This window comes from Duganella sp. Root1480D1 (assembly GCF_001427305.1).
Classification (GTDB): domain Bacteria; phylum Pseudomonadota; class Gammaproteobacteria; order Burkholderiales; family Burkholderiaceae_D; genus Rugamonas.
This window is the reverse complement of the sequence record NZ_LMFZ01000012.1, coordinates 54,747-67,123: the sequence shown is the minus strand read 5'-3', so window position 1 is coordinate 67,123 and position 12,377 is coordinate 54,747. Positions and strand designations below refer to the sequence as shown.

Annotated in this window: 11 protein-coding genes; 7 read left to right on the top strand and 4 right to left on the bottom strand. The window is 61.9% G+C overall.

All coding sequences use genetic code 11. From position 1 onward, the window contains the following. Window positions 1–4 precede the first annotated feature (4 nt). The 4 genes from ASD58_RS12745 to tssK are packed head-to-tail and all read right to left on the bottom strand — an operon-like array spanning window position 5 to window position 5,607. Window positions 5–550: a hypothetical protein gene (locus ASD58_RS12745; protein WP_057261548.1), complete on the bottom strand. Its 546-nt coding sequence runs from the start codon at window positions 548–550 to the stop codon at window positions 5–7. A 5-nt stretch (window positions 551–555) separates the two neighbouring features. Next, the gene (locus tag ASD58_RS12740; RefSeq protein WP_057261547.1) at window positions 556–3,495 is read right to left on the bottom strand and encodes a type VI secretion system Vgr family protein; all 2,940 of its coding nucleotides are present in this window, start codon (window positions 3,493–3,495) and stop codon (window positions 556–558) included. Next, on the bottom strand, window positions 3,495–4,253 hold the full coding sequence (gene icmH / locus ASD58_RS12735) for a type IVB secretion system protein IcmH/DotU (RefSeq protein WP_057261546.1): 759 nt from the start codon (window positions 4,251–4,253) through the stop codon (window positions 3,495–3,497). Before icmH ends, ASD58_RS12740 begins: the two co-directional genes overlap by 1 nt. A 13-nt stretch (window positions 4,254–4,266) precedes the next feature. Next, a complete protein-coding gene (gene tssK, locus ASD58_RS12730; RefSeq protein WP_057261545.1) occupies window positions 4,267–5,607 on the bottom strand; it encodes a type VI secretion system baseplate subunit TssK in 1,341 nt (446 codons plus the stop codon). A gap of 204 nt (window positions 5,608–5,811) precedes the next feature. On the opposite strand from tssK, the gene ASD58_RS32195 reads away from it, so the two are divergent. From ASD58_RS32195 to tssG, 7 genes are read left to right on the top strand one after another with little or no spacing between them, the layout of a single operon-like run. Further along, window positions 5,812–6,429 carry a M48 family metallopeptidase gene (locus tag ASD58_RS32195; protein ID WP_229209971.1) on the top strand — a complete coding sequence of 206 codons (618 nt, stop codon included), beginning with the start codon at window positions 5,812–5,814 and terminating at the stop codon, window positions 6,427–6,429. Between the two features lie 26 nt (window positions 6,430–6,455). Next, window positions 6,456–6,959 carry a type VI secretion system contractile sheath small subunit gene (gene tssB / locus ASD58_RS12720; RefSeq protein ID WP_057261543.1) on the top strand — a complete coding sequence of 168 codons (504 nt, stop codon included), beginning with the start codon at window positions 6,456–6,458 and terminating at the stop codon, window positions 6,957–6,959. Between the two features lies 1 nt (window position 6,960). Then, on the top strand, window positions 6,961–8,442 hold the full coding sequence (gene tssC, locus ASD58_RS12715; protein ID WP_057261542.1) for a type VI secretion system contractile sheath large subunit: 1,482 nt from the start codon (window positions 6,961–6,963) through the stop codon (window positions 8,440–8,442). 30 nt (window positions 8,443–8,472) lie between these two features. Further along, window positions 8,473–8,964: a type VI secretion system tube protein Hcp gene (locus ASD58_RS12710; protein WP_057261541.1), complete on the top strand. Its 492-nt coding sequence runs from the start codon at window positions 8,473–8,475 to the stop codon at window positions 8,962–8,964. 11 nt (window positions 8,965–8,975) lie between these two features. Next, the gene (gene tssE / locus ASD58_RS12705; RefSeq protein ID WP_057261540.1) at window positions 8,976–9,467 is read left to right on the top strand and encodes a type VI secretion system baseplate subunit TssE; all 492 of its coding nucleotides are present in this window, start codon (window positions 8,976–8,978) and stop codon (window positions 9,465–9,467) included. A gap of 1 nt (window position 9,468) precedes the next feature. Next, the gene (tssF, locus tag ASD58_RS12700; protein ID WP_057261539.1) at window positions 9,469–11,313 is read left to right on the top strand and encodes a type VI secretion system baseplate subunit TssF; all 1,845 of its coding nucleotides are present in this window, start codon (window positions 9,469–9,471) and stop codon (window positions 11,311–11,313) included. After that, window positions 11,277–12,368: a type VI secretion system baseplate subunit TssG gene (gene tssG, locus ASD58_RS12695; protein ID WP_057261538.1), complete on the top strand. Its 1,092-nt coding sequence runs from the start codon at window positions 11,277–11,279 to the stop codon at window positions 12,366–12,368. Before tssF ends, tssG begins: the two co-directional genes overlap by 37 nt. Window positions 12,369–12,377: the final 9 nt, after the last annotated feature.

The following is a 12,377-nucleotide window of genomic DNA, read 5'->3' as shown; positions in this document are numbered from 1 at the left end:
TCTATTACTTATTTGGTTTCAGAATCGATTCGGCCTTCAAGACGTCTTCAATGCTCTTGGAGCGGGCATGGTTGTGCATGCCAATCTTGACGAATTGGTGTGCAGGCCCGTCGTTTGTGTTGCCGTCTGCCTCGATCAACTTGAACCACGTTGCATTGATCTGGCCTTTGGCGGGACGCTCGGCTATGACGAGGTAGGCTGCATCGCTATTGATGACGAGAATCGCATCAGCAGTCGTAGTTTCCCCCGCCGAAATACTGGTCCATGTCAGCGTATTGCCAACTTCAACGTCATAGATTGGAACGTGATTCCAAGTGCCGCCATCCTTGTCGGTGAAGTAAAAGGTAAGGCTGCGGTTATAGGTGGTGACGTCCTGGTAGCTGCCCGCGATCAAAATGAGATTGCCGCCAAACTGCGGGAACTTTTGAATGCCTTGCTTTGTTGACGGGATGATTTGAGACGCAGCCTTTGCGAGTACTGACGCGGGCATAGCGAGCGCCATAGCCAGTGAAAGCGCGAGAAATGCTGGGCTAAATTTCTTCAAAATCATTGAAACTATTCCTCTCCTTGTGGATCTTCAATCAACTTCGCCAAGAGTGCGCTTGGAAGATGCAACGAGTCGGAGCCGTGGCTTAGACGATCGTAATATGGGTCTTCAGCAGTATCCTCTGGCTGAATGGGGCCGAGACTCAATGACGTGTCATCCTCATTTGGAACTGTGAACGGACGCCATTCATCGGTGCCGAGTTCGAGGCGCAGGTCGTGTTGACCAGAAAAGTCCTGGCGCGGCAATCGGCCATCCTCGCCGACTGTGCCTTGCGCTAAGATCGATCCTTTGGCATCTTCAATGCGATATGGTTTGCCGACTAGCCCCATCCTGTTGGCCATGTCGTCTGCACCAGCAAATGCAAAGCGCAGGCTGTGCGGGCCAGCTTCTGACTTGAACGCCGCCGGAAGTGTTACCAAACCATCTGGCAGTGGGGACTGCGTCGCACCGGCGCTGGCCGCGCCCTGGAAGTCATGCTTGGCCGATTTGACGGTGAAGTTGCCAGGACAGGCGAAAGTGATGTTGCCGCCCTCAAGGACGATGGAAGATTGGCCAGCATGCAGCACGATCTTCTTGCTAGCCTTGATTTCAATGCCGTCGTTGACAGAGAGGACCACAACTTCCTTGTCCGCCAGGATTTCCAGTTCGCCGGTATTGGCTTGCAGCGAGACGTCGCCATTGCCCGCGATGGCCTTGATGCCGCCTTCGCGGGTGAAAAGGGTTGTGGCGTTGCCTGCCACGCTGGAATAGGTCTGGCCGGCCGTCAGGTGCAGGTCGGAGCCGCTGGTCCAATGCAGTTGCTCGCCCGCGAACAGCAGGGTGGAGGCGGGCGTGGCGAGGTTGATGCTGTCCACGCTGTCGATCACCGCGACGGCGCTGGCGAAGCGTTCCACCGGCTTGTCGGAATGGAGGTCGCGTGTGCCGTCTTGGGCGCGCTGGGCGGTGTGGCCGTTGACCGCACCGGCGTATTTGCCGTCTTGTTTCGGATCGAGCTGCTTGAGCATGTCCTGCTGCGCCTTGATTGCTTCGGCGCTGTACAAGGCGTGCTGCTGGGCGGCCGGCTTGGCCAGGCTGTCGGCCAGCTTCTGGCTGGCGCGCAGGCGTTCCAGCGCGTCGTCAACTTCGAGCTGGGTCGAGCTGATGCCGCTGCCTTGCGCTGCGCGGCCGCTGGTGGTCAGCAGCAGGCCTTCGCCCGAACGCAGTACGGCCCAGGCGTCGGTGCGCAGCTCGAAGCCGGTGCCGCGGTGCGCGCCGCGGGTTGCGGAATCGGGCGCCTGGTGCACGATGTGCCCGAGGTTCAACTGGCTGGCGGCCGTGCTGCTGGCAAGGCGCATGCGCAGTTGTTGGCTGGTGTCGTCCAGTACCCATTGGTTGTAGCCGCTGCCGTCGAGGGCGTGGCTGTGGATGCCGGAAATGACGCCGGCGTGGTTGGCGCTGGAGTCAACGCCGGCCGAGAAGGGCGGACGGTCGCTGCCGGTGTAGAGCTGGGCCACCACGATAGGGCGGTCGATATCGCCTTCGATGAAGTCGACCAGCACTTCGGTGCCGATGCGCGGGGTGAACTGGCTGCCGAAATTCGGCCCGGCCAATGCTTCGGAGACGCGTACCCAGGTGCCGGAGCTGTCGTCGCCCGGGGCATTGCCTTCCGTGTCCGTATTGTGGTTGGCGCCGCCCGGATTGGCGCCGGGGCCGCGCTGCCATGGGAACTGGATGCGGATCTGCTGGCCGCGCTGCGTGGTGTTGGCTGCGCCAGGCAGGCCGACCACCAGGGCCGTTTGCGCACCGAGTGCGGCGCCTGGCACGCGCAGGGCGGTGGCAGGCGGCACCAGCGGAACGGCGGAGCGCACGCAGGCGAAGCGGTTGCGGTAAGTGCCAGGAGCGACGCCGGGTCCGGCTTTCAGCGATGGCGTGAAGTTGTTGCGGGCTTCGTGTTCCACCCACAGCGTGGTGAACTCGTCGCCGTCGAAGCGGTCATGTCCGGTCAGCGCGAAGTTGCTGCCGGCGGCCAGGCGGCGTGCCGAGCCTTCGCCGGTGAATTGTTTGTTGGCCAGTTCGGCGGCCTGCAGCATCAGCAGGCTATGGCCGTCCGCCTCGCCGCTGGCGGTATAGCTGCGCTCTTCGCTGCCGTCGTAAATCGACATCGATGGCAGTTCGCCGGCATCGAGGTTGCTGGTTTGTTCGGCGGCTGGTGCCGAAACCTGGGCCGGGTCCCAGCTTGCGATGCTGATGGCGTTCGGCGCGATGGCGCGGCGCGCGGCAAACTGGTCGATCGAGTCGTCGCGTTCCGTGGCGCGCACGCCGTGGAAGCGCAGGGCTTGCACGGCCGGACGCGCGGCCTGGCTGTCGAACACCACCACGCGGTGGCGCGACTGGCCGTCTTGCGTAGCCTGTTCGTCCTGGTCGTGTTCGAAGCGCCAGTTCAAGCCTTCGGAGGCGAGGATGCGGCACAGGAACTCGAAGTCGCTTTCGCGGTATTGCGTGGTGGTGGCGCGCGGGGCCAGCTCCTGCGTGGTGTCGAAATCGAGCCGTATTTGCGTGTAATCGGCCAGCAGGTCCTGCACGATGTCGCGCACCGACTTGTCCTGGAAGATGAAGTTGTCGCGCCGCAGGCGCAGCAGGGCCAGCGCCGGTTCCAGGCGCATGCGGTAGCGCGCCACGCCGCCGTCGGCGCCAAGCCAGCTCGCTTGGGTGCACAAGCCGTGCCACGAACGGCGGCTGCCATCCGGCTGCAACAGGCGGATGGTGAGTTCTTCGCCGATGAACTGGCCGAGGTCCAGGCTGGTGGATGTGCTGAGCGCGTCGACGTCGAAGCAGAACAGTTCATTCACGCCTTCGCGGCCGACAAAGCGTTCCGCCATCAGGCTTTCCGGCAAGCCGGATTCCTGGGCGCTGGAGAGCGTCAACAGGCGGCCGTGCTGGGCCAGGCCTGTTCCAAACAGCGACCGCATCACGGCAGGGTGATGGTGACGTGGGCCTGGCGCGGCGCCATGCGCACCACGTCGTTATAGGCGCTCACTTGCTGCGCCGTATGGCTGGACAGCGAAGTGCGCAGGCCGATATAGGCCAGTGCGGAAATCAGTGCGAACACGGAGCACAGCACCCACAGCGGCAGGTCGCTGCGCAGCTTGTGCATCACCTGGTCGGGACGTTCGGCGTGCGGCGCGAAGCCTGGGCGGCGGCCCTTCATGTGGGCGATTTCGTCGCCCAGGCGGCTGGTCAGGTAGCCCAGTTTTTCCGAGCCTTCCAGGATATAGCGGCCCTGGAAGCCAAGCAGCAGGCACATATGGAACACTTCCAGCGCTTCCACGTGCTCGCTGCTGCGGGTGCGCAGTGCGTCCAGGCGGTTGAAGAAGTTTTCACCGGCGAGCTGGTCGCCGAACAGGGTCAGTTGCAGTGGCCTCATTTCCCAGGCATCGCGGATCGAGAAGTGGGAGCGCAGGATGATCTCGTCGACCGCTGCGCAGAAGGCGTATTTGGCGGCGTCGATATCGTCGGCGGAGGCGTTCTTCTTGCGTGCGTTGCGGCCGAAGTCGTCGAGGAAGCGCGTCATGCGCGACTGGAATTCGGTGTGGTCCTGGGGGGCGCTGCCGTTCTTCAGCATGAACAGGGCGTAGAAGCCGTCGTACATCATGTCCAGCAGGGAGCCGTTGGCGGCCGGTGCGGCAATTGGTTCGGCAATAAGTGAAGGTGGGGCGATGGTGTTCATGTTCTGCTCTGGTTCAGGAGTTCACAGCAATCAATTCAAGACGCAATTCGCGCATGCCGGCGGGGGCATAGATTTCGATGGACTGGGCCTGCAGCATGCGCTCGTACAGCGGGCCTTTGGAGTCCAGCGTGAAGTAGCAGGTGTCCGGACGCACCGGCACTGCCGCCGGCACTTGCGGCGCGTGCGCCAGGCGCACGCCCGGCATGGCCGACAGCACCAGCTTTTCGACGTCGTCCGGCGCGCCGACCTTGAAGCGCAGCGGCACTACCTCCACCAGTTCCACGGCCGGCATTTCGGCGCCGACAGCCAGGTAGAAAGTGGTGTCTTCGCTGATCTTGCCGGAATCGAGCATGCCGCGGTGGTGGGCCGGCTTTGGCTGCGACAGGGCGATGGCGAAGTAGCGCGAGGAAATCACCGTATCCAGCAATTCGCGCACGATCATGTAAAGTTGTGTAAATGCCGGACCCGGATCGTCGTGGCGGTATGGCGGCAGGTCGGATAGCGACCAACTGCGCGAATACGTCATCAGCGCGCCGGCCAGCGACAGCAGTTGTTCGTACAAGCGTTCCGGATGCAGCTCGGGGTTATGGTAGTAGTGCGACAGCGAGGCGAAAGCGGTGCTGGCAGTATGCAGCAGCCAGAACGTGGACATGTCGCCGCTGCGGAATTCGATCACGTTGCGGCTTGGCTCGCGATGGTGCCCGTACAGCGCATTGACCTTGGCCTGCAGCGCATCGAGCAGGCGGCGCAATTGCAGGAACAAGGGCTGGGCCGTGCGGATGGTCAGGCTTGGCGGTACAAAGCCCGGATCGAGTTCGAAGCCGCCAGTGGACAGGCGGCGCAGGCGCAGCAGTGGCAGGCACACATAGCCTTCGCGCGGTTCGGCGTCCGATACCAGGCGCAGCGACTTTTTCAGGTAGGCCAGTTCGGCTTGCGCAGCCTGGGTGTACAGGTCGGGCGTTTCGGCATTGGCTTGCGAGAAGCGGGCTCCGTTCGACGATTGGCCGGCTGCCGCAAAATTTCCACCGAAGTGTTTGAACACGGGCAGGGCGGCATACCACGTCACGCTGTGCTGCGATTGTGCCAGCTGGCCCAGGTCGATCGCTTCCGGCAGGTTGTCGTGACCCGGCGCTTCGATCAATTCACCATCCGGCAATACCAAAGACAGTTCGAGCAGGCGCAATGTGTTATGCGCCAGGGCTTCCATGTCGATCGACATGCGATCAACGCCCCACGCATACGGGTGCACGGCTTTTACGCTGCGATGCAAACGGTGCTCGTGATAGCGGTCCTGCTGCTGGAAATGCTGGGGGCGCAGAAACAAACCTTCCCCCCATAACACCTTGCTGGCCATCTATGATCCTTCTGATAATTGTTTTCTGGTAAGTGCCAGAACAATAACACTTCCTTGGAAAGCCTGTATTAAAAGGCTCAATCGTGCGCGGGGGTGTGAATATTGGTGAGATTCAATTGTGCGGGGGTAATATTTTTTTTCTGCTAACGTTCGTCGGACGCAACTATTGTAAAAAAGCTATTTGTCCGTTCGATGAGGTTAGTTATGAAGAAAATCACTGTTATCTCCCGTATTTTGTGCATCGCAGCAATCGCTGCTTCCCTGTCTGCTTGCCAGACTGTGGAACCCAAGGTCGCCGCTCCGGTAAAACCGAAGCTGGAAGACATGCTGGCCCGGGCAACCGAAGCCAAGGTGGCCGGTAAACAAGAGCAGGCCATCACCCTGTGGAAGGAAACCGCCACTGCCTACCCTGCCGACAAATCGCCATGGGTGAACATCGCCCAGTCCCGTTATGACGCAGGGCAATATGGCGAGGCGATCATCAGCGCCCAGGAGATCCTGGTACGCGATCCGTCCGACCAGCTAGCCAACAGCATCATCGCCATTTCCGGCCTGCGCCTGTCGACTCGTGCCCTGGGTGACTTGAGCCGCCAGAACAACCTGTCCGGTTCCATCCGTACCGAATCCCAAGACCTGGCCAAGCTGCTGCGCGAGAGCCTGGGCGAAACTGTGCTGGTGCCGACCGCCGATAAAAAACCGCCAGTTCGCTCCAACAGCAATTCCACCGCCAATGCGGCTGCCAATGCTGTCCGCAACCGGGTACAGGGCGCCAAACCACCTGCATCCACCCCTAGCGCCGATCCATTCGGCGCACTGAAATAACCACCAAGTCCAAAGAAGGAGAAGCCATGTCCAAGAACGAAAGCGTCCAGAAGCGCCTGCAGAAAATCCGTCCGCCACGGGTCCAGATGACCTATGACGTGGAAATCGGCGACGCAATCGAAAACAAGGAACTGCCCTTTGTGATGGGGGTTGTCGGCGATTTCGGCGGCAATTCCGAGGTGGAGAAGAAGCGCCTGAAGGATCGCAGCTTCGTCAACATCGACCGCGACAACTTCGACGAAGTGATGAAGGGCGTGGAACCGCGCGCGGCCTTCCGCGTGCCGAATGAGCTGGGCGGCGAAGGCCAGTTCGGCGTCGACCTGAAATTCAAGGCCATTTCGGACTTCCGTCCTGAAGCGGTGGTGGAACAGGTGGAACCGCTGCGCCAACTGCTGGAAGCGCGCAACAAGCTGGCCGACCTGCGCAACAAGCTGGCTGGTAACGACAAGCTGGAAGATTTGCTGAACGACGTGCTGCGCAGCACCGAGAAACTGGCCGAACTGGGCCAGAAGTCCGAAAAAGGAGAATGAGATGTCGGCCCAACTGAACGCCGGCGGTGCACTGGCCACCGCGGAAGTTAACCTGCTCGACCAGATCGTCGAGCAAAGCAAGGTCGCCAAATCGACCACCGAGCACGCCCGTGCCAAAGACATCATCGCCGAACTGGCGCAGCAAGTCATGGCCGGCACCGTGGTGGTGTCGGATAACCTGGCCGCCACCATCGACGCCCGCGTGGCCGAACTGGACCGCCTGATCTCCTCGCAACTGTCGGTCATCATGCATGCGCCGGAATTCCAGAAGCTGGAAAGCAGCTGGACCGGCCTGCATTACCTGGTCAAGAACACCGCTACCAGCACCGGCCTGAAGATCAAGATGCTGAATGCGACCAAGAAGGAACTGGTCAAGGACTTCCAGGGCGCCCTGGAATTCGACCAGAGCTCGATGTTCAAGAAGGTCTACGAAGAAGAATTCGGCACCTTCGGCGGCGCGCCGTTCGGCGCCTTGCTGGGCGATTTCGAGATCACTCGCCAGCCGGAAGACATGTACTTCATCGAACAGATGTCGCACGTGGCGGCAGCCGCCCACGCGCCTTTCATCAGCTCCGCCTCGCCAGAGCTGTTCGGCCTGGAGACCTACGCCGACCTGGGCAAGCCGCGCGACCTGTCGAAAGTCTTCGATACCGTGGAATACGCCAAGTGGAAGTCGTTCCGCGAGTCCGAGGATTCGCGCTACGTCGGCCTGACCCTGCCGCGCTTCCTGGGCCGCCTGCCGTTCAACCCGGCCGATGGCGCCACCGTGGAAGGCTTCAACTACGTGGAAGACGTGGACGGCACCGACCACGAGAAATACCTGTGGTGTAACGCAGCCTACGCCTTCGGCGTGCGCCTGACCCGTGCCTTCGAGGACTTCGGCTGGTGTGCCGCCATCCGCGGCGTGGAAGGCGGCGGCCTGGTGGAAGACCTGCCGACCCACACCTTCAAGACCGACGAAGGCGAAGTCGCGCTGAAATGCCCGACCGAAATCGCCATTACCGACCGCCGCGAGAAAGAGCTGAGCGACCTTGGCTTCATCTCGCTGGTGCATTGCAAGAATACCGACTACGCGGCCTTCTTCGGCGCGCAGTCCGCGCAGAAAGCGCGCAAGTACAACACCGACGCTGCTAACGCCAACGCCGTGCTGTCGGCCCAGCTTCAGTACATCTTCGCCGTATCTCGCATCGCCCACTACATGAAGGCCATGATGCGCGACAAGATCGGCAGCTTTGCGGCTGCCGCCAACGTCGAGGATTACCTGAACCGCTGGCTGACCCAGTACGTGCTGTTGGACGACAACGCCAGCCAGGAGCAAAAAGCGCAGTTCCCACTGCGTGAAGCTAACGTGCAAGTGTCTGAAGTGCCTGGCCGTCCAGGCGTGTATCGCGCTGTGTCCTTCCTGCGTCCCCACTTCCAGCTCGACGAGCTGTCCGTCTCACTCCGTTTGGTCGCGGAGCTGCCGCAATCGACCAAGTCTTAATTTTTATTTTCAAACACAGAAAGGAATACCATGGCAATCGACGTTTACCTGCAAATCGACGGTATCAAAGGCGAGTCCACCGATACCGCCCACAAGGATTGGATCGAAGTCAAATCCGTCCAGTGGGAAGTCCTGCAGCCAAAGTCGGCCACCGCATCTACTGGCGGCGGCCACACCGCGGAACGCACCGAGCACCGCGATATCGTTGTTTCCAAGCTGGCCGACCTGGCTTCGCCACTGCTGCTGCAGAATTGCTCCTCGGGCAAAACCCTGCCAAAAGCAAAAATCGAATTCATGCGTGCTGACGGCCAGGGCGACCGCGTCAAATACTTCGAAATCGAACTGGAAAACGTGCTGATCTCCAGCGTGGCTCCAGAAGTCAAGCCAGGCGACATCCTGGCCGAAGACGTTTCGCTGAAGTACTCGAAAGTGAAGTGGAAGTACACCCAGCAGAAAGTTGGCGGCGGCTCCGGTGGCAACACCTCGGGCGGCTGGGACCTGTCGTCCAACAAAGTAGCTTAAGCGGGGACTGAATGACGGTAAGGGGATTCGCACCGGGGCTGATGGACCGGTTGCTCCAGCCTGGCGACGGCTCCGGCAGTGCGGCCGTCTACCGGATGTCGCTCGACGAGATGAAGGACTCCGTCGCGCGCGACCTGGAAGCATTGCTGAATACCCGCACCGTCATCCCTGAGCATCTGCTCAAACGCTTTCCGGAGTGCGGTCGCTCCATCGTCAGCTATGGGCTGAACGATTTCGCCGGCATGTCGCTGGCGAGCCCGGACGACCGCGCTGCCATTTGCCAGGGCCTGGAACGTGCCATCGCACGGCACGAGCCTCGCCTGCGCAATGTACGCGCTTCACTTGAAATGCAAGAGGGCGGCATCGACCGCCTGAATTTCGCCATTACGGCGTTGCTGGTGCTGCATGCAGCACAGGAACCGGTCAACTTCGACGCGGTCCTGACACCATCCAGCCTGCAATACACGATTAGCAAGGCACGCCGCGCGCTGCCGGGAGCTTGATTTGGAAGAGTTACTGCCGTATTACGAGCGCGAACTCGGATTCCTGCGGCGCTATGCGCGCGAATTCGCCGAGCGTTACCCCAAGATTGCCGGCCGCCTGCTGATTGGCGGCGAGGTATGCGAAGACCCGCATATCGAACGCATGATCCAGTCCTTCGCGCTGCTGAATTCGCGCGTGTCGAAGCGGCTGGACGACGATTACCCCGAATTTACCGAAGCACTGTTTGAAGTGCTGTATCCGCACTACCTGCGTCCGTTTCCATCCTGCTCGATCGCACGCATGGACTACGCCGCTACCGCCGCCCAGTTGACGGCGGCCAGCGAGATTGCGCGCGGCACGGTGCTCACCACGCGGCCGGTCAACGGTGTCGCGTGCACTTTCCGTACCTCCTATCCAGTGACGGTGGCGCCGTTGGCGCTGAGCCGGGCCTCGTTCAGCGCCGCACTGGCATCGCCGGAAGCTGTGCAACTGCCACCCGGCGCCGGCGCCGGCCTGGCGGTCACGATCGATTCCTTGTCCGAGCAGGTGGGCTTGCCGGCGATGGATGTTTCCAGCCTGCGCGTGTTCATCGACGGCGAGCCTTCATTCTGCGCCGCCCTGCGCGACGCGCTGTTCATGCGCAGCGCCAAGGCCTGGGTCGAGTGCGACGGCAACGGCCGCTGGATTCCGCTGGCGCGCATTCCTGTCGCTGCCGCCGGCTTTGACGAGGAAGATGCCCTGATCGATTTTTCGGCGCGTTCGCACCAGGCTTACCGCCTGCTGACCGAATATTTCTGCTTCCCCGAGAAGTTCAATTTCTTCGATATCGACCTGGCTGCCTTGTGCGCGCTGCTGCCGATCGGCACCAAGCGCCTGACCCTGCATATCGCGATGAGCGGCATCCGTCCGGATTCGCATGTGGCGCGCATGCTGTCGACACTGTCGACCAATAACCTGCTGCTGGGCTGCACGCCGGTAGTGAACCTGTTCCGCCAGCGCGGCGAGCCGATTCGCATCTCGCATACTGCCGCCAGCTATCCGGTGCTGGCCGATGCCCGCCGCGCTTATGCCTACGAGGTGTACGCGATCGATGCGGTGCGCATGGTGCGCCAGACGCCGCAGGGCGAGTCGATCGTCGAATTCCGTCCGTTCTATTCGCTGCGCCACGGCGAGACGCCGGAAAAGCATGGCCATTACTGGGTGATGCGGCGCGACGAACAGATGGCGCACAAGAGCCCAGGTTATGAAACCGAGATCACCATCGTCGATATCGATTTCGACCCGGCAGCGGTGGAAACCGACACCCTGAGCCTGCAACTGAGCTGCACCAACCGCGACTTGCCGGCATCGCTGGCCTACGGCCTGCGCGGCGGCGACCTGTTCCTGGAAGGCGGCTCCAGCGTGCGCAGCATCAATTTCCTGCGCAAGCCGACGCCTTCCCAGCGCTTCGATCGTGGGCATGGCGCGCACTGGCGCCTGGTGTCGCACCTGTCGCTGAACCACCTGTCGCTGTCGGGCGGCGGCCTGGAAGCATTCCAGGAAATGCTGGGACTTTATGACTTGCCGCGCTCTGCCGCAACGCAGCGCCAGATCCGCGGTCTGCAGGCGGTGGAATACAAGCCGGCCAACGCCTGGCTGGCGGGAAATCCGTTTGCCTGCGTGGTGCGCGGCATGGAAGTGCGGCTGACAATCGACGAAGAAGCTTTCGTCGGCAGCGGCATCCACGCCTTCGCCCAGGTGATCGAACGATTCCTGGGACTGTACGTGCATGCCAACAGCTTTACGCAACTGGTCGTCGTGGCCGAGAGGACTGGGGAGGAGCTGCTGCGATGCACACCGCGAAGCGGCGATTTGAGCCTGCTGTAATCGAGCGCCTGTTCGCCGAGCCGTTCCGCTTCCAGTTCTTCCAGGCGGTGCGGATGGTGGAGCTATGGCTGCGCCGGAATGGCGTCGCGCATGAGGGGGCGATTACCAACTTCTTGCGCTTCCAGAACTCGGTGACGCTGCGCTTCCCGGCCAGCCAGCTGGAGACGCTGCACCCCGAGCCGCGCGAGATCCTGCCTACCGCCTCGGCGCTGACCGATGCCCTGCAATCCAAGCAGCTTCGCTACCTGCGCATGACGCCCAATTTCATGGGCTTCCTGGGCAGCGCTGGCGCTTTGCCGGCTCACTATACGGAATCCATTGCGGCGCACCAGTTGTACGCAAAAGACGAGGGCCCGCGGGCCTTTCTCGACGCGTTTTCGACCCGTTCGCTGTCGCTGTTTTACGAGGCGTGGCGCAAGTACCGGCTGGAACTCAAATACCAGGTCGATGGACAGGACCGCTTCCTGCCATTGCTGCTGGCGCTGGGCGGGCTTGGCAACAAAGGCCTGACGCAAAGGCTGGCCAGCCGCGATGCGATGGCATCGGGCGAGGTGCGCGACGAGTCGCTGGCCTACTTCGCCACTGCGCTGCGCCAGCGCCCGGCCTCGGCGTCCACCATGGCGCGCGTGCTGGGCGAGTACTTCCGCGTCGATATCACGGCAACGCAGTTTGTGGGCTGCTGGTGCACGGTGCCGGCGCTGCAACAGACCGTGCTGGGCGGCGAGCAGGCCCAATTGGGGGCCACCGCCATGATCGGCTCGCGCGTCTGGCAGCGCGACTTGCGCATGCGCCTGACCATCGGGCCGCTGCGGCGTAGCGATTTCGATGCCTTCCTTCCCGGAGGTACTGCGGCGCGCGCGCTGGAAAAGCTGCTGTCGATGTTCACCGGCGTCACGCTGGAATACGAAATCTGCCTGGTGCTGCGCGCGGCGGACGTTTCCGGGGCGTCGCTGGGCGCCGGCGCGCGGCTGGGCTGGGACAGTTTTATACCGGACGAGGGTGCAAGCGAAGACCGCACCGATGTCCGCTACTTCATCCATGGATTAACAATGTGAGGACCGCTC

Bases quoted from the DNA above. Each gene is read 5' to 3' on its own strand.
- tssG (WP_057261538.1), top strand. From the start codon at position 11,277: ATGCACACCGCGAAGCGGCGATTTGAGCCTGCTGTAATCGAGCGCCTG.
- ASD58_RS12740 (WP_057261547.1), bottom strand. From the start codon at position 3,495: ATGCGGTCGCTGTTTGGAACAGGCCTGGCCCAGCACGGCCGCCTGTTG.
- tssC (WP_057261542.1), top strand. From the start codon at position 6,961: ATGTCGGCCCAACTGAACGCCGGCGGTGCACTGGCCACCGCGGAAGTT.
- ASD58_RS32195 (WP_229209971.1), top strand. From the start codon at position 5,812: ATGAAGAAAATCACTGTTATCTCCCGTATTTTGTGCATCGCAGCAATC.
- ASD58_RS12710 (WP_057261541.1), top strand. From the start codon at position 8,473: ATGGCAATCGACGTTTACCTGCAAATCGACGGTATCAAAGGCGAGTCC.
- tssK (WP_057261545.1), bottom strand. From the start codon at position 5,607: ATGGCCAGCAAGGTGTTATGGGGGGAAGGTTTGTTTCTGCGCCCCCAG.
- ASD58_RS12745 (WP_057261548.1), bottom strand. From the start codon at position 550: ATGATTTTGAAGAAATTTAGCCCAGCATTTCTCGCGCTTTCACTGGCT.
- icmH (WP_057261546.1), bottom strand. From the start codon at position 4,253: ATGAACACCATCGCCCCACCTTCACTTATTGCCGAACCAATTGCCGCA.
- tssB (WP_057261543.1), top strand. From the start codon at position 6,456: ATGTCCAAGAACGAAAGCGTCCAGAAGCGCCTGCAGAAAATCCGTCCG.
- tssE (WP_057261540.1), top strand. From the start codon at position 8,976: ATGACGGTAAGGGGATTCGCACCGGGGCTGATGGACCGGTTGCTCCAG.